The sequence below is a fragment of the Microbacterium festucae genome (assembly GCF_025421715.1).
Lineage (GTDB): Bacteria > Actinomycetota > Actinomycetes > Actinomycetales > Microbacteriaceae > Microbacterium > Microbacterium festucae.
Genome location: NZ_JAOEFC010000005.1, coordinates 13657 through 35553, shown reverse-complemented (window position 1 = coordinate 35553; position 21897 = coordinate 13657). Strand labels below are relative to the sequence as shown.

Sequence of the window (21897 nt, the reverse complement as noted above, 5' to 3'; positions counted from 1 at the left end):
CGGGCGACCGACGGCTCAGACGGCGCGGAGGATGGCGACGACCTTGCCGAGCACCACGGCGTCGTCGCCGAGGATCGGCTCGAAGGCCGAGTTGCGGGGGAGGAGCCAGGTGTGGCCGTCGCGCTGGCGGAACGCCTTGACGGTGGCCTCGTCGTCGAGCATGGCGGCGACGATGTCGCCGTTCTCGGCGGTGGACTGGGTGCGCACGACCACCCAGTCGCCGTCGCAGATGGCGGCGTCGATCATCGAGTCGCCGACGACCTTGAGCATGAACAGCTCACCCTTGCCGACGAGCTGGCGGGGGAGCGGGAAGATCTCCTCGACGTGCTGATCGGCGGTGATCGGCACGCCGGCGGCGATGCGGCCCACCAGCGGCACCAGGGCGGCGTCGCCCACGGCGGGCGCCGCATCGGCGGGGTTCTCGGTGGCGGCGCCGGGCAGGTCGATCAGCACCTCCATGGCGCGGGTCTTGCCCGCGTCGCGGCGGAGGTACCCGCTCAGCTCGAGCTGGTTGAGCTGGTGGGTCACGCTCGACAGCGACTTCAGCCCCACGGCGTCGCCGATCTCGCGCATGCTCGGCGGGTAGCCGTAGCGCGCGATGGAGCGCTGGATGACCTCGAGGATCGCCATCTGCTTGTCGCTGAGGCTCTTGCGGCGACGCGTCTGCGGCTTCTCGTTCATCTCCGGGTCTCCTCGTTCACGCTGCCCTCCGCCGTCATCGACTTCGAATGTCGGAGGTGGGTGATGGGCTCTGGTCATCGAAACGGTATCCGCAATCAGCAGCCGCCCGCAGCACCTCGCCGCGTGTCGTCTTCGATCGGGTTCCGATTCCGGCACCACTTGACAACCGCACAATATCGAAGATAGCTTCGGAAGAGAAGTTCGCATCCGGCCCTCCCGGCCGAGGGCTCGGATGCGAACCTCTCGCCATCCGAGGGAACGAGGAGGACACCATGACCACGATCGACATCACCGCTGCACCGCTCATCCGCGCCGCTGCACCGGTGCCCGCCACCCGCCTGCGCCTCACGGTGCGGGGTCGCCGTGTCGTCGCGTTCCTCGCCGCCCTGCCCGCCGTGATCGCCCTCAGCTTCGCGATCCTCTCCGGCGGCAGCGCGCTCGCCTCCCACGACGGCGGCGCCCCCGCCGGCACGTTCGAGACGGTCACCGTGCTCCCCGGCGACACGCTGTGGTCGATCGCCGCCGAGGTGGCCCCCGCATCCGACCGCCGCGACGTGGTCGATGCGATCGTGTCGCTCAACGCCCTCAGCACCGGTGAGATCACGCCGGGGCAGTCGCTGTCGATCCCGCTCGAGTACGCGTCGGGTCGCTGACGCGGCCCGTAGCATGGGTGGGATGAGCGCGAGTCTCGACGACCTCCCCCTCCGCGACGATCTGCGCGGCCTCACCCCCTACGGTGCACCGCAGGCGCCCCTGCCGGTGGCGCTGAACGTCAACGAGAACACCCACCCGGTGCCCGAAGAGGTCGCCGACGACATCCTCGACGGCATCGCCCACGCTCTGCGCGACGTCAACCGCTACCCCGACCGCGAGTTCACCGCGCTGCGCGAAGGGTTCGCCGACTACCTCGGGCACGGGCTGGCCGCCGATCAGATCTGGGCGGCCAACGGCTCCAACGAGGTGCTCCAGCACCTGCTGCAGGCCTTCGCCGGTCCCGGCCGCACTGCGTTCGGGTTCGGCCCCACCTATTCGATGTATCCGCTGCTCACGCGCGCCACCGGCGCCGACTACGTCGCCGGCCGCCGTGGCGACGACTACACGCTCGAGCCCGACGATGCGGCGGCCCAGATCGACGAGGCCCGCCCCGACGTCGTCTTCCTCTGCGCCCCCAACAACCCCACCGGCACCCCGCTGTCGCTCGAGACGATCTCCGCGGTCTACGACGCCGCCCCCGGCATCGTCATCGTCGACGAGGCCTACCAGGAGTTCGCCCCGCGCGAGACCCGCTCGGCCCTCACCCTGCTGCCCGGGCGCGAGCGGCTGGTCGTCTCGCGCACCATGAGCAAGGCGTTCGCCTTCGCCGGGGCGCGCGTGGGCTATCTCGCCGCCGACGCCGGTCTCATCGACGCCCTGCGCCTCGTGCGCTTGCCCTACCACCTCAGCGCCCTCACCCAGGCGGCCGCCTCGGCGGCGCTGCGTCACGCGCCCACGATGCTGCGCATGGTCGACGACATCGTCGCCCAGCGCGACCGCATGTCGGCCACCCTCGCTGCCCTCGGCTACACGCCCTACGAGTCGTGGACCAACTTCGTGCTGTTCTCCGGGGTCGACGACCCCGACGCCACCTGGCGCGGCCTCTACGACCGCGGCGTGCTGATCCGCGACGTGGGCATCCCGCACTCGCTGCGGGTGACGGCCGGCACCGAAGAGGAGACCACCGCGTTCCTCGACGCCCTGGCCTCGCTCTGAGGGATGCCGCGGGTCGATAGACTCGCGGCATGAGCAGCCCCGCATCCCGTACGGCCTCGATCCGCCGCGCGACGAGCGAATCCACCGTCGAACTCGAACTCGACCTCGATGGCACCGGGCGCAGCCACATCGACACCACGGTGCCGTTCTTCGACCACCTGCTGACCGCGTTCGCCAAGCACTCGCTCACCGATCTCACGGTGCGCGCCTCCGGCGACACCGACATCGACGCGCACCACACCGTCGAGGACGTCTCGATCGTGCTCGGCCAGGCGATCCGTCAGGCCCTGGGCGACAAGAGCGGCATCTCGCGCTACGGCGATGCCCTCGTGCCGCTCGACGAGGCCCTGGCCCAGGCGGTCGTCGACATCTCGGGTCGGCCCTACCTCGTGCACACCGGCGAGCCCCTCGGCTTCGAGCACCACCTCATCGGCGGCCACTTCACGGGTTCGCTCGTGCGGCACACCTTCGAGGCCCTCGCCTTCAACGGCGGCCTGACCGTGCACGTCACCGTGCTCGGCGGTCGGGACCCGCACCACATCGCGGAGGCCGAGTACAAGGCGTTCGCCCGCGCGTTCCGCCAGGCCAAGGCGCTGGACCCGCTCGTGGTGGGGGTGCCCAGCACCAAGGGCGCACTGTGACTGCCACGGCATCCGAGCCCACCCCCGGCCCCGACGCGTCCGGCGCGGTGGGGGAGCGGCCGCTGGTCGCGGTGCTCGACTACGGGTCGGGCAACGTGCACTCCGCCGTCAAAGCCCTCATCGCCGCCGGCGCCGACGCCCGCCTGACCGCCGACCGCGGTCTCGTGAGAGAAGCCGCCGGTCTCGTCGTCCCCGGTGTCGGGGCCTTCGAAGCGGTCGCCCGCGCCCTCCGCGCCCAGCGCGGTGACGAGCTCATCGAGCGACGCCTCGCCGGGGGACTGCCGGTGCTGGGCATCTGCGTCGGGATGCAGGTGCTGTTCGAGCACGGCGTGGAACGCGGCGTCGACACCGAAGGTCTCGCGCAGTGGCCTGGAGCGGTCACCGAGCTCGACGCACCCGTGCTGCCGCACATGGGCTGGAACACCGTCCGCGCCGGCGACGACTCGCGCCTGTTCCGCGGGATCGCCGACGAGCGGTTCTACTTCGTGCACTCCTACGGGGCCCAGCACTGGTCGCTGGAGGCGACCGGCCCGTTCCGGGCGCCCGTGCTCACCTGGTGCGACTACGGCACGCCCTTCCTCGCGGCGGTGGAGAACGGGCCGCTGTCGGCCACGCAGTTCCACCCCGAGAAGTCCGGCGACGCCGGCATCCGGCTGCTCTCCAACTGGATCGAGACCCTGCCGGGGTCCCGGTAGGCTCGTCCCCTGTGCGCGTGCGCCACCGGCGCGCCCCGAACCCCTCCCAGGAGCCATGAACGATTTCGCGTCCACCCCTGAACTGATCCTGCTGCCCGCGGTCGACGTCGCCGACGGCAAGGCGGTGCGTCTGACCCAGGGCGCCGCCGGCACCGAGACCGACTACGGCGACCCCGTCGACGCGGCACAGCAGTGGGCCGACCAGGGGGCGACCTGGATCCACCTCGTCGACCTCGACGCCGCCTTCGGTCGCGGCAACAACGCCCACGTGCTGCGCAAGGCCATCCGCGCCGTCCGCGGCGTGCAGGTGGAGCTGTCCGGCGGCATCCGCGACGACGCGTCGCTGGAGGCCGCGCTCGAGTCGGGCGCGACCCGCATCAACCTCGGCACCGCCGCCCTCGAGAACCCGGAATGGGCCGCCGACGTCATCGGGCGCTACGGCGAGGCCATCGCCGTCGGCCTCGACGTGCGCGGCACGACCCTGGCCGCCCGGGGCTGGACGCGCGACGGCGGTGACCTCTGGCAGGTGCTCGACCGTCTCGAAGACGCCGGATGCAGCCGCTATGTCGTCACCGACGTCACCAAGGACGGCACCCTGAAGGGCCCGAACATCGAGCTGCTGCGCGAGCTCACCTCGCGCACCCCCAAGCCGATCGTCGCCTCCGGGGGCGTGTCGAGCCTCGACGACATCGCCGCGCTGCGCGAGCTCGTGCCGCTGGGCGTCGAGGGTGCGATCGTGGGCAAGGCGCTGTACGCCGGGGCCTTCACGCTGGCCGAGGCGCTGGATGTCGCCGCAGGCTGACCACGACCACGGCCACGCCGCGCACCCCCACGGCGACCACGCCTGCGGCAACCCCGCCGACTCCGCGGGAGTGCCGTGGGAAGGGCGCAGCTTCGAGGCGAACCCGCACGCCGGTGACGACGGCTCGGCCGATCCCGCGCTGCACGCCGCGCTCGTGGCGTTCCGCGCCGGCGGCGCGCCGGCCGCGGTCGTCGATGCCTACCGCACGGCGCGGCTGCTGATCCCGCTCATGGCCGAGAAGGGCGACGAGGGCGTGGGCCCGACCGGGCTCGTGGTCGACAAGACCCAGGAGCTGTCGATCGTCACGGTCGCCGCGCCCGACGGTCGCCGCGTGCTGCCGGTGTTCACCAGCGTCGACACGATGCGCGCCTGGGACCCGAGCGCGCGGCCCGTCCCGGCCGACGGCATCCGCACCGCTCTGGCGGCAGCCGACGACGACACCGACCTCATCGTGGTCGACCCCGGTTCGGAGACCGAGTTCGTGCTGCGCCGACCGGCCGTCTGGGCGATCGGGCAGGGGCTGCCCTGGGAGCCCGCGCACACGTCGCCCGAGGTCTACGCCGGTCTGCACGAGTCGATCGGCAGCGAGCTCGGCGTGCTCGACCTGTCGGTGGCGGCAGGCGATCCGCAGGCGCGCCTGCGCGGGCCCGAGCTCGTCGTGAACCTGCACCTGGTCGACGGCCTCGAGCAGTCCGAACTGGATGCCGTGCTGCAGCGCCTCGCCGCGCGCTGGGCCGCCGACGACCGCATCGCGGTGCTCGTCGACTCGCTGACCGTCAAGCTGCTGCGCGCCTGACCGGCGCCGTGACGGCGCCCGTCAGATGACGGGCGCCCGTCAGCCGACAGCGCCGGTCAGGTGACGGGGCCGGTCCACTTCTCGCCCGGACCCTTGCCGATCGGGTCGGGGATGACCGATGCCTCGCGGAAGGCGAGCTGCAGGGAGCGCAGTCCGTCGCGCAGCGAGCGGGCGTGCATGTCGCTGATCTCCGGGGCGCCGGCCGTGATGAGACCCGCCAGCGCGTTGATGAGCTTGCGCGCCTCGTCGAGGTCGGTCTGGGTGTCGGGGTCGTCGGCGAGGCCGACCTTCACGGCCGCCGCGCTCATGAGGTGCACGGAGGTGGTGGTGATCACCTCGACCGCGGGGACGTCCGCGATGTCGCGGCCGGCGGTGTTCGCGGCCGCGCGTTCCTGCTCCTCCCAACGGGCCTGACGGTCGTCGCCCGAAGGGCCTGAATCCGGCTGGGGGGAGGGAATCGTATCCACGTGCTGCTCTCTGCTAAACTGGGCGGGCACCGGAGTGTTCTACTCCGGATCGAAAGAGGATCACATCCCACCCGCGCTTGCCGTTCCAGGCTACCGGGTCTCGCACTCCGCCTCGTCAGAGGTCGTCCGGCAGGCCGGATCCGGGTGCAGAACATGAAGCCGATGCGCGAGCATCGTGCGGGGTGGATGTCGTGCTCTTCCGCCCGAGGCGCAGCCCTGTGCCCCGGTGGCCGATCCCGCACGAAGAGGAGTTCCGCATCAGCGATCCCCGCACCAATGAGCGCATCCGCGTCCCCGAGGTCCGCCTCGTGGGTCCTGCCGGTGAGCAGGTCGGCGTCGTCCGCATCGAAGTCGCCATGCGTTTGGCGCAGGAGGCGGACCTCGACCTGGTCGAGGTGGCCCCCAACTCGAAGCCGCCCGTGGTCAAGATAATGGACTACGGCAAGTTCAAGTACGAAGCCGCCCAGAAGGCCAAGGAAGCACGTCGCAACCAGGCCAACACGGTCTTGAAGGAGGTGCGCTTCCGACTGAAGATCGAGGCGCACGACTACCAGACCAAGCTCAAGCGCGCGGAGGGCTTCCTCCAGACCGGCGACAAGGTCAAGGCGATGATCCTGTTCCGTGGTCGCGAGCAGTCGCGTCCCGAGCAGGGTGTGCGTCTGCTGCGCAAGTTCGCCGAGGATGTCGCCGAGTTCGGCACCGTGGAGTCCAACCCCACGATCGACGGACGCAACATGGTGATGGTGATCGCGCCGCACAAGAACAAGTCCGAGGTCAAGACCGAGCAGAACGCCGTTCGTGCGGCGAACAAGCAGGCCGCCCGCGACGCCCGCAACCCGGGTGGACCGGCCGAAGACGACGCGCCCGCCGCACCGGCGGAGTAAGCGCCCCACAGACTCCCGCTCCGTCGGGTAGCACAACGAAGGAAGAGATATGCCCAAGCAGAAGACCCACTCGGGCGCCAAGAAGCGCTTCAAGGTCACCGGTAGCGGCAAGCTGATGAAGCAGCAGGCCAACCTCCGCCACAACCTCGAGGGCAAGGCGACCCGTCGTACGCGTCGCCTCGACCAGGAGCAGGTCCTCGCCAAGGGTGACGCGAAGGTCGCCAAGAAGCTTCTCGGCATCTGAGCGCCGACGCACGTTAGGAAAAGATAGAAATGGCTAGAGTCAAGCGGGCCGTCAACGCCCACAAGAAGCGTCGCGTCATCCTCGAGCGCGCCTCCGGTTACCGCGGTCAGCGTTCGCGCCTGTACCGCAAGGCCAAGGAGCAGGTCACCCACTCGCTGGTCTACGCATACCGTGACCGTCGCAAGCGCAAGGGCGACTTCCGTCGTCTGTGGATCCAGCGCATCAACGCCGCTGCCCGCCAGAACGGCATCACGTACAACCGCTTCATCCAGGGCCTGAACCTGGCCGGTGTGCAGGTCGACCGCCGCATGCTCGCCGAGCTGGCCGTCAACGAGCCCGCCGTCTTCACCTCGCTCGTCGAGACCGCGAAGAAGGGCCTGCCGGCCGACGTGAACGCCCCCAAGGCGTAACACCTCTCGCACCGCACGAAGGGCGTCCTCCCCGGAGGGCGCCCTTCGTCGTCCCTCCGCCCCGCGGCATCCGCCTCGCAGTCCGCCCCGCAGCATCCGGCGAGAGAACACCTGGATGCCGAGAGAACGGTCGTCACCCGTTCCCTCGGCGCCCCGTTGTTCTCTCGCGGACGACCGCCGACCCGCGGCCGGTCCGCCGACCCGACCCGCCGGCGCGACCCCCGGGACCCGAGAGCGTGACAGCGCGCCGTCGTACGGGGCGCGGGGCGCGAACCGTACACTGAGGGACGTGCTCGAGAACCCCCGGTCCCCGCGCGTGCGCGCGGTCGCGAAGCTGACCAAGCGCAGCGCCCGACAGGAGACGGGGCTCTTCCTGCTCGAGGGGCCGCAGGCCGCCCGTGAGGCGCTGGCCTACCGTCCCGACACGCTCGTCGAGGTGTTCGCCACCCCGTCGGCGCTCGAACGGCACCAGGACATCCGCGACGCGGCATCCGCCGGCGGTGTCGAGGTCGTGTTCACGACCGAGGCGGTGCTGGCCGCCATGGCCGACACGGTCACCCCGCAGGGCATCGTCGCCGTCGCCCGGCAGTCGCCCACCTCGGTGCGCGACGTGTTCGCCGGCTCGCCGCGGCTGGTCGCCATCTGCGAAGAGGTGCGCGACCCCGGCAACCTCGGCACCATCATCCGCGCCGCCGACGCCGCGGGGGCCGACGCGGTCGTGCTCACGGGGCGCACCGTCGACCCGTACAACCCCAAGGTGGTGCGCGCGACGACCGGGTCGCTCTTCCACGTGCCGGTGGCCGTGGCCGCCGACCTGTCGACGACCATCGACCGCGCGCACGCCGCCGGAATGCAGGTGGTCGCCGCCGACGTCGAGGGGGAGGACTTCCTCGCCCACCGCGCCACCCTCGCCCGGCCCACGGCCTGGCTGTTCGGGAACGAGGCGCGCGGACTCGAGCCCGACGCGCTGGCCCTGGTGGATCTGTCGCTGCGGTTGCCGATCTACGGGCGCGCCGAGTCGCTCAACCTCGCGACCGCGGCGTCGGTGTGCTTGTACGAGACCGCGTTCTCGCAGCGCGCCTGAGCGCGAACAGTCGCATACCAGACCTGTTACAACTCGGTAAAGACCCTGCCCCTGCGGGGCGCCGCGTGACAGGCTGACCAGATGACGCCCTCTGATGACGGTTCGGCACCCAAGACGTCGAACATCACCGTCCGCCGTGGTGACCCGCTCGTGGTGATCTCGCACGTCGAGAAGCACTACGGCGACTTCCATGCCTTGAAGGACATCGACTTGACGGTCAACCGCGGCGAGGTCGTCGTGGTGATCGGTCCGTCCGGGTCGGGAAAGTCCACGCTCTGCCGCACGATCAACCGTCTCGAGACCATCACGAGCGGTTCCATCGCCATCGACGGCGTCGAGATCCCCGCCGAGGGCAAGGCGCTGGCGACGCTGCGTGCCGATGTCGGCATGGTCTTCCAGGCGTTCAACCTCTTCTCGCACCTGACGATCCTCGAGAACGTCACGCTCGGCCCCATCAAGGTCAAGAAGATGAAGAAGGCGGATGCCGAGGCCGATGCCAAGATCCTCCTCGACCGCGTGGGGGTCGGCCACCAGGCCTCCAAGCTCCCGGCGCAGCTCTCCGGCGGCCAGCAGCAGCGCGTCGCGATCGCCCGCGCTCTCGCGATGAAGCCGAAGGTCATGCTCTTCGACGAGCCCACCAGTGCGCTCGACCCCGAGATGATCAACGAGGTGCTCGACGTCATGGTGAACCTGGCGCACGAGGGCATGACGATGATCGTCGTCACCCACGAGATGGGCTTCGCCCGCAAGGCCGCCGACCGCGTCGTGTTCATGGCCGACGGTCAGATCGTCGAGGAGTCGTCGCCCGAGACGTTCTTCACCGCCCCCAAGAGCGAGCGCGCGAAGGACTTCCTCTCCAAGCTGATCACCCACTGAGCGGCCCTGCCGCCCGTCACCGACAGCGATCCCCCCGCCTTCCCGACCCCACACCGAGATACAGAACCGAAGGAGATCACATGCGACGCACCAAAATCGCCGCAGGCCTGGGCCTGCTGGCCGCCGCCGGCCTGGCCCTGACCGCGTGCAACAGCGGCACGCCCACCTCGACGCCCACCGAGGGCGGCGAGTCCACCGGCGAGGCGGCTGCCTGGTTCACGGTCGCCGACCCGGCGCCCACCGTCGACGGCAGCCCCACGGTCGAGGCGATCACCGCCCGCGGCACCGTGAAGATCGGCGTCAAGGAAGACCAGCCCAACCTCGGCTACCTCGACCCGACCACCAACGAGCGCACCGGCTTCGACGTCGACATGGCCCGCTGGATCGCCGCCTCGCTCGGTTACGACGAGGACAAGATCGAGTTCACCGCGATCCCGTCGGCCAACCGCGAGCAGGCGATCATCAACGGCGACATCGACTACTACGTCGGCACCTACTCGATCACCGACAAGCGCAAGGAGTCGATCTCGTTCGCGGGACCGTACTTCATCACCGGTCAGGGTCTGCTGGTGGCCGCCGACAACGACACCATCACCGGCGTCGACGCGCTGACGGCCGACATGACGGTGTGCTCGGCGACCGGCTCGACCTCGATCCAGCGGATCAAGGACGAGACCCCGGCCAAGACCAGCGAGTTCGACACGTACTCGCAGTGCGTCGAGGCGCTCAAGAACGGGCAGGCCGACGCCGTCACCACCGATGAGGCGATCCTCATCGGCTACGCCGCCCAAGACCCCGACAACCTGAAGATCGCCGGCGAGCCCTTCAGCGAGGAGCGCTACGGGATCGGCGTCGCCAAGGGCGACACCGCGTTCGCGGAGTTCATCAACACCACGATGGTCGACAACCCCGACATCTGGGACGCGATCTTCGAGAAGAACCTCGGCCCGGCCGGTGTGACCGGCACCCAGCCCGAGCCCGACCCGGTCAGCTGACCTGTGGTGCGGGGCGGCGTCAGCGCCGCCCCGCACCCGATCGGCCCGCAACGCTCGCGTAACGCTCCGCACGGAGCACGGCTCTCGGAAGGAGCACGGTGAACCAGATCTTCGACTATCCCGACCTGTGGCAGGAAGCCCTCGTCGGGACGCTGATCCTGTTCTTCGGCGGCGCTCTCATCGCTCTCGTCCTCGGCTTCATCATCGGCGCGATGCGGGTCTCCCCGATCCCGGTCGCCCGGGCCGTGGGAACGGTGTACGTCAACTGGATCCGCAACACCCCGCTCACCCTCGTGCTCTTCTTCTTCGCCTTCGCGGTGCCGCTGCTGTTCTCGGTGCCGCGGGGCAGCTACCTGATCCTCGCCACGACCGGGCTCGGCATCTACACGGCCACCTACGTCGCCGAGACCCTCCGCTCGGGCATCAACACGGTGCCCGTCGGGCAGGCCGAAGCCGCCCGTGCCCTCGGGATGCCGTTCACCCAGGTGATGGGGCTCGTCGTGCTGCCGCAGGCCGCCCGCTCGGTCATCCCGCCCATGATGAGCGTGTTCATCGCGCTCCTGAAGAACACGACCGTCGCCGCCGGCTTCTCGGTCGTCAACCTCGGCAGCATCCGGGCCAACATGAGCGAGAAGGGCGAGAACCAGCTGGTGACGATCCTCCTCGTCATGGTCGTGTTCGTGGCCCTCGTGCTCGTGCTGGCGTGGCTCCAACGCGTTCTCGAGCGCAGATGGCAGGTGGCCCGATGACCTCCGTCCTCTACGACGTCCCCGGGCCCCGCGCCCGGGCGCGCAACCGCATTCTCGGGATCATCACGATCCTCGTCGTGCTGGCCGGCATCGGCTTCGTGGTCTGGCGCTTCGCGGTGACCGGTCAGTTCTCGGCGGAGAAGTGGTACGTCTTCACCTTCTCGGCCGTCTGGATGCGATTCCTCGACGCCACGATCGCCACCCTCGCCGCGTTCGGTGCCGCCGCCGTCGGCGCCGTCGTGCTCGGATTCGTGCTGGCCCTCGGCCGCCTCTCCGACCACGCCTGGGTGCGGGTGCCGTTCGCCTGGATCATCGAGCTGCTGCGCGCCGTGCCGGTGCTGATCTTCATGCTGCTGCTCTATTACGGCCTGCCGGTCATCGGCGTGAAGATGCCCAACTACTGGGCCGTCGTCATCGCGCTCATCGCCTACAACGGGTCGGTGCTGGCCGAGGTCATCCGCGCGGGCGTCGAGTCGCTGCCCCGCGGTCAGAAGGAGGCCGGCTACGCGATCGGCCTGCGCAAGGCCGGGGTCATGCGCCTCGTGCTGCTGCCGCAGGCGATCCGCGCGATGCTTCCGGTGATCATCGCGCAGCTCGTGGTGACCCTCAAGGACACCGCGCTGGGCTTCATCATCACCTACCCCGAGCTGCTGTACTTCGCCAAGCTGCTCGGCTCCAACGCCCAGTACGGCTCGCCGCTCATCCAGGCCGCCCTCATCGCCGGGGCGATCTACATCGCGCTGTGTCTGCTGCTGAGCTACATCGCCCGCGTCGTCGAACGCCGCGCGCACCGGGTGGACGGCACCGAGTCGGCCGTCGATCCGCTGCACCACCCGGTGCCGGCCACGACCGACACCGAGCTGATCGCCGCGCAGAAAGACACCGGGCGGCGCCGCCCCGGCGGCCAGGCCCACTGACGGGTCGGGGCGGGGGAAGGGCCGCCGGTAGACTCGACACTCGTGTCCGACGCCACAGCTTCCCCCTCCGAGAACGCGCCCGAGAACGCGCCCGCCATCACGCCCGACGCGGTCGAGTCCGCCGTGGCCGACGCCCTCGCGGCGATCGACGCGGCCCACAGCACCGCCGAGCTGAAGGCGGCCCGCAGCGCCCACACGGCCGAAGGCTCGCCCCTGGCGCGTCTGAACGCCCAGCTGCGCTCCGTGCCCAACGACCAGAAGGCCGCGTTCGGCAAGCTCGTCGGCCAGGCCCGCGGCCGGGTGAACCAGGCGCTCGCCGCCCGTGAGGAAGAGCTCGCCGCCGCCGAGACGGCCGCCAAGCTCGACGCCGAGGCGATCGACATCACGGCCCTGCCGCAGCGCGCGCGCGTGGGTGCGCGGCATCCGCTCACCCTGCTGCAGGACCAGATCGGCGACCTGTTCGTCGGCATGGGGTGGGAGATCGCCGAAGGCCCCGAGCTCGAGCACGAGTGGTACAACTTCGACGCGCTGAACCTCGACGCCGACCACCCCGCCCGCCAGATGCAGGACACCTTCTACGTCGACCCGGTCGCCGCGCACCTGCTGATGCGCACCCAGACCAGCCCCGTGCAGATGCGCTCGATGCTCACTCGCGAGCTGCCCATCTACATCGTCTCGCCCGGGCGGGTGTTCCGCACCGACGAGTTCGACGCGACCCACCTGCCGGTGTTCAGCCAGTTCGAGGGTCTCGTCGTGGACAAGGGCATCACCATGGCGCACCTGCGCGGCACGCTCGACCACGTCGCGCGCCAGCTGTTCGGCGCCGACGCGAAGACCCGCATCCGCGCCAACTACTTCCCGTTCACCGAGCCGTCGGCCGAGTTCGACCTCTGGCATCCGACGTTCAAGGGCGGCGCGCGCTGGATCGAGTGGGGCGGCTGCGGCATGGTCAACCCCAACGTGCTGCGCGCGGCCGGCATCGACCCGGAGGTCTATTCGGGCTTCGCGTTCGGGATGGGTTTCGAGCGGACTCTGATGTTCCGCTCGGATGTGAAGGACATGCGCGACATGGCCGAAGGCGATGTGCGTTTCAGTGAGCAGTTCGGAATGGTGGTCTGATGCGCGTCCCGCTCTCGTGGCTCCGCGAGTACGTCGATGTGGCACCCGATGCCACCCCTGAGGACGTGCTGGCCTCGCTCGTGTCGGTCGGCTTCGAAGAGGAGGACGTGCACGGCTTCGGCCTGACCGGCCCCATCGTCGTCGGCCGCGTCGTCTCGTTCGTGCCCGAACCGCAGTCCAACGGCAAGACCATCCGGTGGTGCCAGGTCGACGTGGGGGAGGCCCACGGGGGCGTGCGCGGCATCGTGTGCGGCGCCGGCAACTTCTTCGAGGGCGACAAGGTCGTGGTGACCCTGCCCGGCGCGGTGCTGCCCGGGCCGTTCCCGATCGCGGCGCGCAAGACCTACGGGCACGTCTCCGACGGCATGATCGCCTCGGCGCGCGAGCTCGGGCTGGGCGAGGAGCACTCCGGCATCCTGCGTCTGACCGAGCTGGGGCTGGACCCCGAGGTCGGCACCGACGCGATCGCGCTGCTGGGCCTTGACGATGTCGCCGTCGAGATCAACGTCACCCCCGACCGCGGCTACGCGCTGAGCCTGCGCGGCGTCGCCCGCGAGTACGCCCACGCCACCGGCGCCGACTACCGCGACCCGGGCGATCGCGCCTTCGAGGATCTCGCCCAGCCCACCGGCGGGTTCGAGGTCGCCGTCGTCGACGAGGCGCCCATCCGCGGCCGCGTCGGCGCGAGCGAGTTCGTGGTGCGCGTGGTGCGCGGGGTCGACCCGAGCCTGCCCACCCCAGCCTGGATGGTCGCGCGGCTGCAGCTGGCGGGCATCCGGTCGCTGGGCATTCTCATCGACATCACCAACTACGTGATGCTCGAGCTCGGCAACCCGATCCACGGCTACGACCTCGACACCCTCACCGGCGGCATCACGGTGCGCCGCGCGCAGCCGGGGGAGAAGCTCACCACCCTCGACGGCAAGGAGCGCGCGCTCCACGTCGAAGATCTGCTCATCACCGACGCGTCGGGCCCCATCGGCCTGGCCGGTGTCATGGGCGGGGCGACCACCGAGATGACCGCTGCGACGCGCAACGTGCTCATCGAGGCGGCGATCTTCGACACCGTCACCATCGCGCGCACCGCACGCCGTCACAAGCTGCCCTCCGAGGCGTCGCGCCGCTTCGAGCGCGGTGTCGACCCGCTGATCCCGTTCGTGGCGGCCCGCCGCGTGGCCGACCTGATGGTCGAGCTGGCCGGGGGCACCCTCGACGAGGCCGGCGGTGCGCTGTTCACCGAGGTGTTCCTCGAGGCGATCGCGCTGCCGCGGGAGTTCATCCCCGGCCTCATCGGCGTCGACTACACGGATGCCGAGATCACCGGCGCCCTGCAGCAGATCGGCTGCGAGGTGACCGTCGACGGCGACGGCTGGAGCGTCATCCCGCCGTCGTGGCGCCCCGACCTGACCGACAAGTGGACCCTCGCCGAAGAGGTCGCCCGCATCGACGGCTACGACCGCATCCCGTCGGAGCTGCCGCTTCCCCCCTCGGGCAACGGCTTCACGCCGCTGCAGCAGGGCCGGCGCCGCGTGTCGAACGCGCTCGCCGCGGCCGGCTACGTCGAGACGCCCTCGTTCGGCTTCACCACCGCCGAGCTCAACGACCTGCACGGGTCGGCGTCGGGGGAGCATCTGCCCTCCGTCAAGCTCGCCAACCCGCTCGACGGCCAGGCGCCGTTCCTGCGCCGCTCGCTGGTGCCGGGGCTGCTGCAGGTGGCGCACCGCAACCTGTCGCGCGGCTTCACCGATCTGGCGCTGTTCGAGTCGGGCGCCGTGTTCCTTCCCGCCCCGGGCGTCGTCTACGGCACCGAGACGGTGCCCGCGGCGGCCGAGCGGCCGGATGCCGAGACCCTCGCGCGCCTCGACGCGTCGATCCCGCCGCAGCCGCGCCACGTGGCCGTGCTGCTGACGGGCGCGCGCGTCGCCAAGCAGCCGGGCCAGGAGGCCCAGCCCTTCGACGTGGCCGACGCGCTCGACGCGGTGCGCGTGATCGCCGCCGCCGCCGGCGTGGAGATCACCGTCGCCCAGACGCGCCGCGCGGCGCTGCACCCCGGCCGTGCCGGCGCGCTGAGCGTCGACGGTGTCGAGGTCGGCTACGTCGGTGAGGTGCTGCCCACCATCTCGGCCGACGCCGACCTGCCCGGCCGCGTGATCGTCGCCGAGCTCGACCTCGACGCGGTGCTGGCCGCGGCCGGCGACCGGGTCGTCGCCGGATCGCTGTCGGGTTACCCTGCCGCGACGCAGGACGTGTCGCTGGTCGTACCGCTCGCGGTCACCGCCGCCGAGCTGGCCGCCGCGCTCACCGAGGGCGCCGGCGCGCTGCTGGAGAGCATCCGCCTCGTCGACGACTACCGCGGCCAGGGCGTGGCGGAGGCGACGAAGAGCCTCACGTTCGCCCTGCGCTTCCGCGCCCCCGATCGCACCCTCACCGCCGCCGAGGCGACCGAGGCCAAGCTCGGCGGTGTCGCGGTGGCGACCGAGCGCTTCGGCGCCACGCTGCGCGAGTAGTCCGGGCACATCGGCCTGCGGGGCCACCGGCGCCGCGGTGCCGGGCCCCCGGCATCCGGCGGTGGTCGCGGTGTCGGCGCGCTCGCTAGGCTCGGGACGGTGAGTGTGCCCACGGAGTCCACGGCGCTGCAGGTTGCAGGCCTCGTCAAGCGGTTCGGCAGCAAGATCGCCGTCGACGGCATCGATCTCGAGGTGCCGCAGGGGTCGTTCTTCGGCCTCGTCGGCCCCAACGGCGCCGGCAAGACCACGACGCTGTCGATGGCGACGGGGCTGCTGCGCCCCGACGCCGGCACAGCCTACGTCCACGGTGTCGACGTGTGGGCCGACCCGGTGGCCGCCAAGCGCATGATCGGCAACCTCGCCGACGGGGTGCGCCTGTTCGACCGGCTCACCGGTGAGCAGCTGCTCACCTACACGGCGATGATGTTCGGGCTGCCGCGCCCCGAGATCGCCGCACGCGTGCAGGACCTGCTCGACCTCATGGATCTGCGCGAGGCGGCGGGCACGATCGTGGCCGACTACTCGGCCGGCATGACCAAGAAGGTCGCCCTCGCGTGCGCGCTCGTGCACGCCCCGCGTCTGCTGGTGCTCGATGAGCCGTTCGAGTCGGTCGACCCGGTCTCGGCCGCCAACATCGAAGACGTGCTGCGCAGCTACACCGGCTCGGGCGGCACCGTCATCGTCTCCAGCCACTCGATGGACCTCGTGCAGCGCATGTGCGACCACGTCGCCGTGATCGCCGCCGGGCGGGTGCTGGCCGCCGGCACCGTCGACGAGGTGCGCGGCGAGCAGACCCTGCAAGACCGCTTCGTCGCGCTCGTCGGCGGCCGCCACACCTCGGAGGGCCCGCAGTGGTTGCGACAGTCCTGAAGCTGCGGTACCGCATCCTCGCCAACAGCCTCGTGCGCCGCCCCTGGCAGCTCGTCGGGTTCTGCTTCGGGGTGCTCGGTGCGCTGTGGCTGCTCGGCGTCGTCGTGACGGTCTTCATCACACTCGCGGGGTTCCAGGGGCTCGAGGTCGCCCAGACCGTCGCGATCGTCGGCGGTTCGGTGCTCGTGCTCGGCTGGGTGATCGGACCGGTGCTCATCGCCGGTACCGACACGAGCGTGGATGCCGCGCGGCTGGCGCCCTTCCCGCTGTCCACGCGCGAGATCATGCGCGCGCTCACCGTCGTCGGCATCTCGGGCATCCCCGGCATCACCACGGCCCTCGCGGCCCTGGCCACCGTCATCCTCTGGGTGCGCTGGCCGGTGGCCGCCCTCGCGGCGGTGCCGATGGCGGCGGTGGCGCTGCTCACGTGCGTCTTGGCCAGTCGCCTCGTCGAGACGCTCTCGCGCGGGCTCGGGGGCAACCGTCGCACCCGCGAGATCGTGGGAACGATCGTGCTGGCGCTGCTGATCATGACCGGGCCGATCCTCACCGGCGTGATCGCGCTCGTGGATGCCGCCGGCGACATGGGCGCCCGGTTCGCCGATGCGGCGGCCGTGCTGGCATGGAGCCCGGTGGGCGCGGCCTGGGCGGTGCCCGGTGATCTCGCCGCGGGAGCCTGGGGCGCGGCGGCCGCGCGCGCGGCGATCGCGGTGGCGACGGTGGTCGTGCTCTGGGTGGTGTGGGAGCGCGCGTCGGCGGCGTCGGTGTCGGCTTCGCCCCGCCGGGCGACCCGCGCCGTGCGCGCCGGGGCGCTGGGGCTTTTCGGGGTCATGCCCTCGGGCGGGGTGGGGGCGACGTGGGCGCGCGCGCTCACCGCGTGGCTGCGCGACCCGCGGTACGTGCGGCAGCTCATCTTCGTGCCGCTGTTCCCCGCGCTGTTCCTGTTCACCTCGGGAGTCGACGGCTGGCCGTTCGGCGTCTCGGCGGTGCTGGTGGCCTTCATGCTCTCGGTGGCCGGGTACGCCGACGTCTCCTACGACGGCACCGCGTTCGCCTCGGTGCTCGCCAGCGGTGTGCGCGGGCGGGCCGACCGCTGGGGGCGCGTGCTGGGCGCGGCCAGCGTCGGCGTGCCGGCGGTGGTGGCCGTGGCCGTGGTGACCACCGCGATCACCGGTGCGTGGGAACGGCTCCCCGCCGTGCTCGGCGGCGCGCTCGGTCTGCTGCTGGCCGGCTACGGCGTGTGCGCGGTCTCGTCGGCGGTGCTGGTGGTGCCCGTCGCCGCCCCCGGTGACAGCCCGTTCAAGTCGGTGCCGGGGCAGACCTTCCTCAACGGCCTGCTGGTGTTCGTGGTGTGGGGCGTGTGCGCGGTGCTGTCCGCGCCCGCCCTGGTGTTGGCGATCGTGTCGCTCACCACGAACTCGACCGCCCTGGGCGCCATCGCGCTCGCCGTCGGCATCGTCGTCGGCATCGGCGTGGTCATCGTCGGGGTGCTCGTCGGCGGCCGCACGATCGAGCGCACCGGGCCCGACCTGCTGCAGCGCATCAAGGCTTTCCCGACCAGCTGATCGCGCGGCGGCGCGGCATCCGGCTCAGCGGTAGCGTCGCCCCTCGTCGCGGCGGTAGAGCCACACCGACAGGGCGCCGAGCACCACCGTCCAGGCGACGATGCCCACCACCGCCCACAGTGGGGCACCGGTGCCGAGGGCTGCACCCACGACGATCTCGCGCGCCTGTCGCACCGGCAGCAGCGCCGAGGCGACGTCGAGCCACTGCGGGAACAGCTGCGGCGGCAGGAACAGGCCGCCGCCGAAGGCGAGGAGGAACATCGCCACCTGCGTGACGGCGATCGCCGCCTTCGGCCCGCAGGTCGTGCCGATGATGACCCCGATCAGCGCGGACGGGACGGCGGTGAGGATGACGAGTGCGATCGCGGTCAGCAGTGCGAACGGGTCGGGCCGGGCGGCGGTGAGCACGCCGCCGATGACGAGCAGCGGAATCATCGCGGCGGCGGCGATGATCAGGGTGCACGCCATGAGCCCGATGATCCGCGCCGCGGGCGCGCCGGGCAGCGTGCGCAGATACGGCGCCCACGGCTTCGCGCGTTGATCGGCCAGGTCGAGACCGATCGAGAACAGCCCCGCCGACATGAAGGCGAACACGACCATCGAGGCGACGGCGGCGGTGGCGAACTCGGGGTCTTCGACCACGAGGCGCTGCGGCAGCACGAACAGGCAGAAGGCGAGGGTCGGGAACACGATCGAGCCGATGACCGCGATGGGCACCCGCGCCGTCTCGAGCAGGTTGTAGGTCGTATGGACCGCGGCCAGGCGCAGCGTCGACATCAGCGGGCTCCCTTCGTGATCGTGAGGAACGCTTCCTCGAGCGTCGCACCGCGCACGCTCAGTCGAGAGAAGGGCAGTGCGGATGCCACGAGGTCGCGGACGAAGCGATCCGAGTCGGCCAGCACCGCGGTCACGGCCGGCACGTCGCCGGCCGTGCGGTCGACGGTGACGGCGGCATCGGGGGCGAGGGCGCGCACCTGGTCGGCGGTGACGCCGGCCACGGTCACCCGCCGGCGCGCCACACCCGACACGATCGACTCGAGGCTGTCGTCGGCGCGCACGCGGCCGTCGTCGATGACGACGACGCGGTGGGCGAGCCGCTCGATCTCCTCCAGATGATGGCTCGTGACCACGATGGTGCAGCCGGCGGCATGGCGGGCGCGCACGGCCTCCCACAGCGCCCGGCGCGCGTCGACGTCGAGACCCGTGGTGGGCTCGTCGAGGAGCACGAGCCGCGGATCGCCGACGAAGGCGAGCGCGACGGCGACCCGGCGCTGCTGACCGCCCGAGAGCGCGCCGCACTGCAGGGCGAGCAGATCGCCGAGGTCGAACTCCTCGATCAGGGCGGAGCGGTCGGCGGGGGAGGGATAGTGCGCGGCGACGAACTGCAGCACCTCGCGCACCCGCAGCGACTCGGGCAGCGCCGTCGCCTGCGGGGTGGTGCCCAGGTGCACGCGCGACCGGGTGTCGCGGGGGTCGCCCCCGAAGAGCGACACCGTGCCCGAGGTGGGCTGACGCAGCCCCTCGATCAGGGTCAGGAGTGTCGTCTTGCCCGCACCGTTCGGTCCCAGCAGCCCGACGCATTCGCCGCTGCGGAAGTCGAGCGTGACGCCATCCAGTGCCGTGGTGTCGCCGAACCGCTTGACGAGCGCGTCGGCGCGCACGAGCACATCGGCGGGGACGGTGCCGGTCATCGGGTTCCTCCGAGCAGGTCGAGCAGGCGCGCGCGATAGGTGTGGAAGGCCGCGCGTCCGGTGGGGGTGATCGAGACGAACGTGACCGGCTTGCGCCCCGCGAAGGTCTTGGTGCTCGTGACGTAGCCCGCCGCCTCCAGCCGGGCGAGGTGCGTCGTGAGATTGCCGGGCGTCAGATCCAGCAGCTTCTGCAGCGCCGGGAAGGTGATCTCGTCGCCGTCGACCAGGACCTCCGCGAGCGTCGTCATGATGCGCAGGCGGGCGGGAGCGTGGATGACGGGGTCCAGCTCGGTCACAGCGACTCCCGCGGGTCCGTGGCCGCGCCGGAGCGCGTCGGGCGAGGCTCGCCCGAGCCCAGAAGTCCCGCGTAGAGGAGAACGGCGACGGTGAGCATCGCGATCGGCGCCGCCGTCGCGTACACGAGGAAGTGCACGGGCGCACCGACGAAGGTGGCGATCACCGCGACGACGATCAAAGCGGCGCCGAGCACGTACATCGGGACCTCGCGCCACAGTGCGCCTCCGGCGAGGTACTGCACGCCGACGAGGAAGACGTAGACGCCGGGGTAGACGAGGAGAGACATCTCGTTGTCGAGTCCGTTGCGCTGCAACCCCGCGATCAGCAGCCACGCCGCGAACATGGTGATCGACCAGGAGCACCCGTAGAGCGCCCCCTGCAGCTGGCTGCGCCCGCGGATGCCGTCGCGCGAGGCGCCGATGCCGACGACCGCCGACCACACCATGGCGATGATCATGGCGGCGGCGAACACGATCCAGCCGACGGCCGTCGGCAGCAGCGCGACGCCGCCGACGCCGTCGGTGAGCCACAGCGCGGTGAAGCCGATGGCCCAGGCCACGGCCCACAGCACGAGCAGCCCGACGTAGCGGCCGTTGAGTCGTCGCGCGGTGGCCCGGCGGGTGCGCTCCATCAGCGCGAGCATCTCGCGCGGGTCCTGCGGTGTCTCCTGTGCATCGCTCATGCATCCACTTTGCAAAGCAAAGTACTTTGCGTCAAGACCCCGTTGCGGCAGCGGCGACGGTGGAGTCGGCCGTCCCCATCTGGTGAGATGGCGTCATGACCGACGTCCTCCTCCTCGGCGGCACCGGGTGGCTCAGTTCCCGCATCGCGGAGCACTGGCTCGACGCCGGTGCGCGCGTCACCTGTGCGGCCCGCGGCGGGCGGGACGCGCCCGCCGGCGCCCGGCTCGTCGTCGCCGACCGCGACGGCGCCGACCCGTATGCGGCGCTCGCCGACCGCGAGTGGGACGAGATCGTCGACGTCTCCTCGAGCGCGCGGCACGTGGCATCCGCCGTCGCCGCGCTCGGGCTCGCCACCCGCCACTGGACCTACATCTCGAGCGTCTCGGTGTATGCCGACGACGATCGGCCCGGCGCCGACGAGTCGGCCGCGCCGGCTGAGCCCGCCGAGGGAGACGACGACGATTACGCGCGGCAGAAGTCGGGCGCCGAGGCGGCGGTGCGCCACGGCATGGGACGCCGCGCGGTGATCATCCGCCCCGGGCTGATCGCCGGACCGGGAGACCCCAGCGACCGGTTCGGCTACTGGGTGTCGCGGTTCGCGCTGGCCGCCGCCGGCCCCGTGCTGGTGCCGCGCGCGGCCGATGCCCTCGTGCAGGTCATCGACGTCGACGACCTCGCCGCCTTCGCAGTGGCGCTCGGGCGCGAGCGCTGGACCGGCGCCGTCAACGCCGTGGGCGACCCGCATCCGTTCGCCTCGGTCATCGCCGACGCGCGCGAGGCCGCGGGCCACACCGGCACCGTCGTCACCGCGCCGGATGCATGGCTGACCGCACACGAGGTCGCCCACTGGGCGGGGCCGCGCTCCCTGCCGCTGTGGCTCCCGGCCGACATGCCGGGGTTCATGAGCCGCTCCAACGCCGCCTTCCGCATCCTCGGCGGGAGGCTGCGGCCCCTGCGCACGACCCTCGAGCGCACCCTCGCCGACGAACGGGTGCGGGGCCTCGACCGGCCGCGCCGTGCGGGGCTGACCCGCGCCGACGAGCTCGCCCTCCTCCGCGAGCTGCCGTGACCGCGCCGGATTTGCGGCATCGCCCGGCCGGGCGTTAGCCTCACCACATGCGCTCGACCCTCGCCGCCGTCTCCACGGTGCTGCGCGCGCGTCGACGTCAGGGCGG

At 71.4% G+C, this 21897-nt stretch carries 25 protein-coding genes; 19 read left to right on the top strand and 6 right to left on the bottom strand.

Annotated elements, in window-relative coordinates; translation table 11 throughout:
* Positions 1 to 15 precede the first annotated feature (15 nt).
* The gene (lexA, locus tag N3K63_RS14460; protein WP_261580910.1) at positions 16 to 681 is read right to left on the bottom strand and encodes a transcriptional repressor LexA; all 666 of its coding nucleotides are present in this window, start codon (positions 679 to 681) and stop codon (positions 16 to 18) included.
* 272 nt (positions 682 to 953) lie between these two features.
* Here lexA and N3K63_RS14455 point away from each other — a divergent pair, with 272 nt between their 5' ends.
* The 6 genes from N3K63_RS14455 to N3K63_RS14430 are packed head-to-tail and all read left to right on the top strand — an operon-like array spanning position 954 to position 5364.
* Positions 954 to 1334, top strand: coding sequence for a LysM peptidoglycan-binding domain-containing protein (locus N3K63_RS14455; protein WP_261580909.1), 381 nt, complete (start codon positions 954 to 956; stop codon positions 1332 to 1334).
* A 22-nt stretch (positions 1335 to 1356) separates the two neighbouring features.
* On the top strand, positions 1357 to 2430 hold the full coding sequence (locus tag N3K63_RS14450) for a histidinol-phosphate transaminase (RefSeq protein WP_261580908.1): 1074 nt from the start codon (positions 1357 to 1359) through the stop codon (positions 2428 to 2430).
* 29 nt (positions 2431 to 2459) lie between these two features.
* The gene (gene hisB / locus N3K63_RS14445; RefSeq protein WP_261580907.1) at positions 2460 to 3071 is read left to right on the top strand and encodes an imidazoleglycerol-phosphate dehydratase HisB; all 612 of its coding nucleotides are present in this window, start codon (positions 2460 to 2462) and stop codon (positions 3069 to 3071) included.
* Positions 3072 to 3118: 47 nt separating this feature from the next.
* Positions 3119 to 3766, top strand: coding sequence for an imidazole glycerol phosphate synthase subunit HisH (gene hisH, locus N3K63_RS14440; protein ID WP_261581025.1), 648 nt, complete (start codon positions 3119 to 3121; stop codon positions 3764 to 3766).
* Between the two features lie 55 nt (positions 3767 to 3821).
* On the top strand, positions 3822 to 4568 hold the full coding sequence (gene priA / locus N3K63_RS14435) for a bifunctional 1-(5-phosphoribosyl)-5-((5-phosphoribosylamino)methylideneamino)imidazole-4-carboxamide isomerase/phosphoribosylanthranilate isomerase PriA (protein ID WP_261580906.1): 747 nt from the start codon (positions 3822 to 3824) through the stop codon (positions 4566 to 4568).
* On the top strand, positions 4552 to 5364 hold the full coding sequence (locus tag N3K63_RS14430; protein WP_261580905.1) for an SseB family protein: 813 nt from the start codon (positions 4552 to 4554) through the stop codon (positions 5362 to 5364). Before priA ends, N3K63_RS14430 begins: the two co-directional genes overlap by 17 nt.
* Before the next feature lie 56 nt (positions 5365 to 5420).
* Here N3K63_RS14430 and N3K63_RS14425 read toward each other — a convergent pair whose 3' ends face one another.
* Complete coding sequence (locus N3K63_RS14425; RefSeq protein ID WP_261580904.1) at positions 5421 to 5831, bottom strand: DUF1844 domain-containing protein; 411 nt, start codon at positions 5829 to 5831, stop codon at positions 5421 to 5423.
* 218 nt (positions 5832 to 6049) lie between these two features.
* Between N3K63_RS14425 and infC the strand changes: the two genes are divergently transcribed.
* The 12 genes from infC (at position 6050) to N3K63_RS14365 (ending at position 18051) form a co-directional block, all read left to right on the top strand.
* Positions 6050 to 6715, top strand: coding sequence for a translation initiation factor IF-3 (gene infC, locus N3K63_RS14420; protein WP_261580903.1), 666 nt, complete (start codon positions 6050 to 6052; stop codon positions 6713 to 6715).
* 49 nt (positions 6716 to 6764) lie between these two features.
* A complete protein-coding gene (rpmI, locus tag N3K63_RS14415; RefSeq protein ID WP_018187228.1) occupies positions 6765 to 6959 on the top strand; it encodes a 50S ribosomal protein L35 in 195 nt (64 codons plus the stop codon).
* A gap of 29 nt (positions 6960 to 6988) precedes the next feature.
* On the top strand, positions 6989 to 7369 hold the full coding sequence (rplT, locus tag N3K63_RS14410; protein WP_261580902.1) for a 50S ribosomal protein L20: 381 nt from the start codon (positions 6989 to 6991) through the stop codon (positions 7367 to 7369).
* Between the two features lie 289 nt (positions 7370 to 7658).
* Positions 7659 to 8453, top strand: a complete 795-nt coding sequence (locus N3K63_RS14405) for a TrmH family RNA methyltransferase (RefSeq protein WP_261580901.1) — start codon at positions 7659 to 7661, stop codon at positions 8451 to 8453.
* 81 nt (positions 8454 to 8534) lie between these two features.
* Positions 8535 to 9329, top strand: coding sequence for an amino acid ABC transporter ATP-binding protein (locus N3K63_RS14400; protein ID WP_261580900.1), 795 nt, complete (start codon positions 8535 to 8537; stop codon positions 9327 to 9329).
* Between the two features lie 80 nt (positions 9330 to 9409).
* Positions 9410 to 10324 (top strand): glutamate ABC transporter substrate-binding protein, encoded by a 915-nt coding sequence (locus tag N3K63_RS14395; protein WP_261580899.1) that lies wholly within the window; start codon positions 9410 to 9412, stop codon positions 10322 to 10324.
* A gap of 98 nt (positions 10325 to 10422) precedes the next feature.
* Positions 10423 to 11073, top strand: coding sequence for an amino acid ABC transporter permease (locus N3K63_RS14390; RefSeq protein ID WP_261580898.1), 651 nt, complete (start codon positions 10423 to 10425; stop codon positions 11071 to 11073).
* Positions 11070 to 11990, top strand: coding sequence for an amino acid ABC transporter permease (locus tag N3K63_RS14385; protein ID WP_261580897.1), 921 nt, complete (start codon positions 11070 to 11072; stop codon positions 11988 to 11990). Before N3K63_RS14390 ends, N3K63_RS14385 begins: the two co-directional genes overlap by 4 nt.
* A gap of 42 nt (positions 11991 to 12032) precedes the next feature.
* Positions 12033 to 13109: a phenylalanine--tRNA ligase subunit alpha gene (pheS, locus tag N3K63_RS14380; RefSeq protein ID WP_390895283.1), complete on the top strand. Its 1077-nt coding sequence runs from the start codon at positions 12033 to 12035 to the stop codon at positions 13107 to 13109.
* The gene (gene pheT, locus N3K63_RS14375) at positions 13109 to 15616 is read left to right on the top strand and encodes a phenylalanine--tRNA ligase subunit beta (RefSeq protein WP_261580896.1); all 2508 of its coding nucleotides are present in this window, start codon (positions 13109 to 13111) and stop codon (positions 15614 to 15616) included. Before pheS ends, pheT begins: the two co-directional genes overlap by 1 nt.
* A gap of 99 nt (positions 15617 to 15715) precedes the next feature.
* Positions 15716 to 16486 carry an ABC transporter ATP-binding protein gene (locus tag N3K63_RS14370; RefSeq protein WP_390895281.1) on the top strand — a complete coding sequence of 257 codons (771 nt, stop codon included), beginning with the start codon at positions 15716 to 15718 and terminating at the stop codon, positions 16484 to 16486.
* Positions 16468 to 18051, top strand: coding sequence for a hypothetical protein (locus N3K63_RS14365; RefSeq protein WP_261580895.1), 1584 nt, complete (start codon positions 16468 to 16470; stop codon positions 18049 to 18051). Before N3K63_RS14370 ends, N3K63_RS14365 begins: the two co-directional genes overlap by 19 nt.
* 24 nt (positions 18052 to 18075) lie before the next feature.
* Here N3K63_RS14365 and N3K63_RS14360 read toward each other — a convergent pair whose 3' ends face one another.
* The 4 genes from N3K63_RS14360 to N3K63_RS14345 are packed head-to-tail and all read right to left on the bottom strand — an operon-like array spanning position 18076 to position 20721.
* The gene (locus tag N3K63_RS14360) at positions 18076 to 18828 is read right to left on the bottom strand and encodes an ABC transporter permease (RefSeq protein WP_261580894.1); all 753 of its coding nucleotides are present in this window, start codon (positions 18826 to 18828) and stop codon (positions 18076 to 18078) included.
* Positions 18828 to 19742: an ABC transporter ATP-binding protein gene (locus tag N3K63_RS14355; protein ID WP_261580893.1), complete on the bottom strand. Its 915-nt coding sequence runs from the start codon at positions 19740 to 19742 to the stop codon at positions 18828 to 18830. Before N3K63_RS14355 ends, N3K63_RS14360 begins: the two co-directional genes overlap by 1 nt.
* Complete coding sequence (locus N3K63_RS14350; protein ID WP_261580892.1) at positions 19739 to 20038, bottom strand: transcriptional regulator; 300 nt, start codon at positions 20036 to 20038, stop codon at positions 19739 to 19741. The genes N3K63_RS14355 and N3K63_RS14350 overlap by 4 nt, the downstream gene beginning before the upstream one ends.
* On the bottom strand, positions 20035 to 20721 hold the full coding sequence (locus N3K63_RS14345) for a hypothetical protein (RefSeq protein WP_261580891.1): 687 nt from the start codon (positions 20719 to 20721) through the stop codon (positions 20035 to 20037). Before N3K63_RS14345 ends, N3K63_RS14350 begins: the two co-directional genes overlap by 4 nt.
* Positions 20722 to 20816: 95 nt before the next feature.
* Between N3K63_RS14345 and N3K63_RS14340 the strand changes: the two genes are divergently transcribed.
* On the top strand, positions 20817 to 21791 hold the full coding sequence (locus N3K63_RS14340) for an NAD-dependent epimerase/dehydratase family protein (protein ID WP_261580890.1): 975 nt from the start codon (positions 20817 to 20819) through the stop codon (positions 21789 to 21791).
* Positions 21792 to 21897 lie beyond the last annotated feature (106 nt).

What these genes read in the sequence shown, in the direction of transcription:
- lexA (WP_261580910.1), bottom strand. Translation starts at nt 681, where the DNA reads ATGAACGAGAAGCCGCAGACGCGTCGCCGCAAGAGCCTCAGCGACAAG.
- N3K63_RS14455 (WP_261580909.1), top strand. Translation starts at nt 954, where the DNA reads ATGACCACGATCGACATCACCGCTGCACCGCTCATCCGCGCCGCTGCA.
- N3K63_RS14450 (WP_261580908.1), top strand. Translation starts at nt 1,357, where the DNA reads ATGAGCGCGAGTCTCGACGACCTCCCCCTCCGCGACGATCTGCGCGGC.
- hisB (WP_261580907.1), top strand. Translation starts at nt 2,460, where the DNA reads ATGAGCAGCCCCGCATCCCGTACGGCCTCGATCCGCCGCGCGACGAGC.
- priA (WP_261580906.1), top strand. Translation starts at nt 3,822, where the DNA reads ATGAACGATTTCGCGTCCACCCCTGAACTGATCCTGCTGCCCGCGGTC.
- N3K63_RS14430 (WP_261580905.1), top strand. Translation starts at nt 4,552, where the DNA reads ATGTCGCCGCAGGCTGACCACGACCACGGCCACGCCGCGCACCCCCAC.
- rpmI (WP_018187228.1), top strand. Translation starts at nt 6,765, where the DNA reads ATGCCCAAGCAGAAGACCCACTCGGGCGCCAAGAAGCGCTTCAAGGTC.
- rplT (WP_261580902.1), top strand. Translation starts at nt 6,989, where the DNA reads ATGGCTAGAGTCAAGCGGGCCGTCAACGCCCACAAGAAGCGTCGCGTC.
- N3K63_RS14400 (WP_261580900.1), top strand. Translation starts at nt 8,535, where the DNA reads ATGACGCCCTCTGATGACGGTTCGGCACCCAAGACGTCGAACATCACC.
- N3K63_RS14395 (WP_261580899.1), top strand. Translation starts at nt 9,410, where the DNA reads ATGCGACGCACCAAAATCGCCGCAGGCCTGGGCCTGCTGGCCGCCGCC.
- N3K63_RS14385 (WP_261580897.1), top strand. Translation starts at nt 11,070, where the DNA reads ATGACCTCCGTCCTCTACGACGTCCCCGGGCCCCGCGCCCGGGCGCGC.
- pheT (WP_261580896.1), top strand. Translation starts at nt 13,109, where the DNA reads ATGCGCGTCCCGCTCTCGTGGCTCCGCGAGTACGTCGATGTGGCACCC.
- N3K63_RS14360 (WP_261580894.1), bottom strand. Translation starts at nt 18,828, where the DNA reads ATGTCGACGCTGCGCCTGGCCGCGGTCCATACGACCTACAACCTGCTC.
- N3K63_RS14355 (WP_261580893.1), bottom strand. Translation starts at nt 19,742, where the DNA reads ATGACCGGCACCGTCCCCGCCGATGTGCTCGTGCGCGCCGACGCGCTC.
- N3K63_RS14345 (WP_261580891.1), bottom strand. Translation starts at nt 20,721, where the DNA reads ATGAGCGATGCACAGGAGACACCGCAGGACCCGCGCGAGATGCTCGCG.
- N3K63_RS14340 (WP_261580890.1), top strand. Translation starts at nt 20,817, where the DNA reads ATGACCGACGTCCTCCTCCTCGGCGGCACCGGGTGGCTCAGTTCCCGC.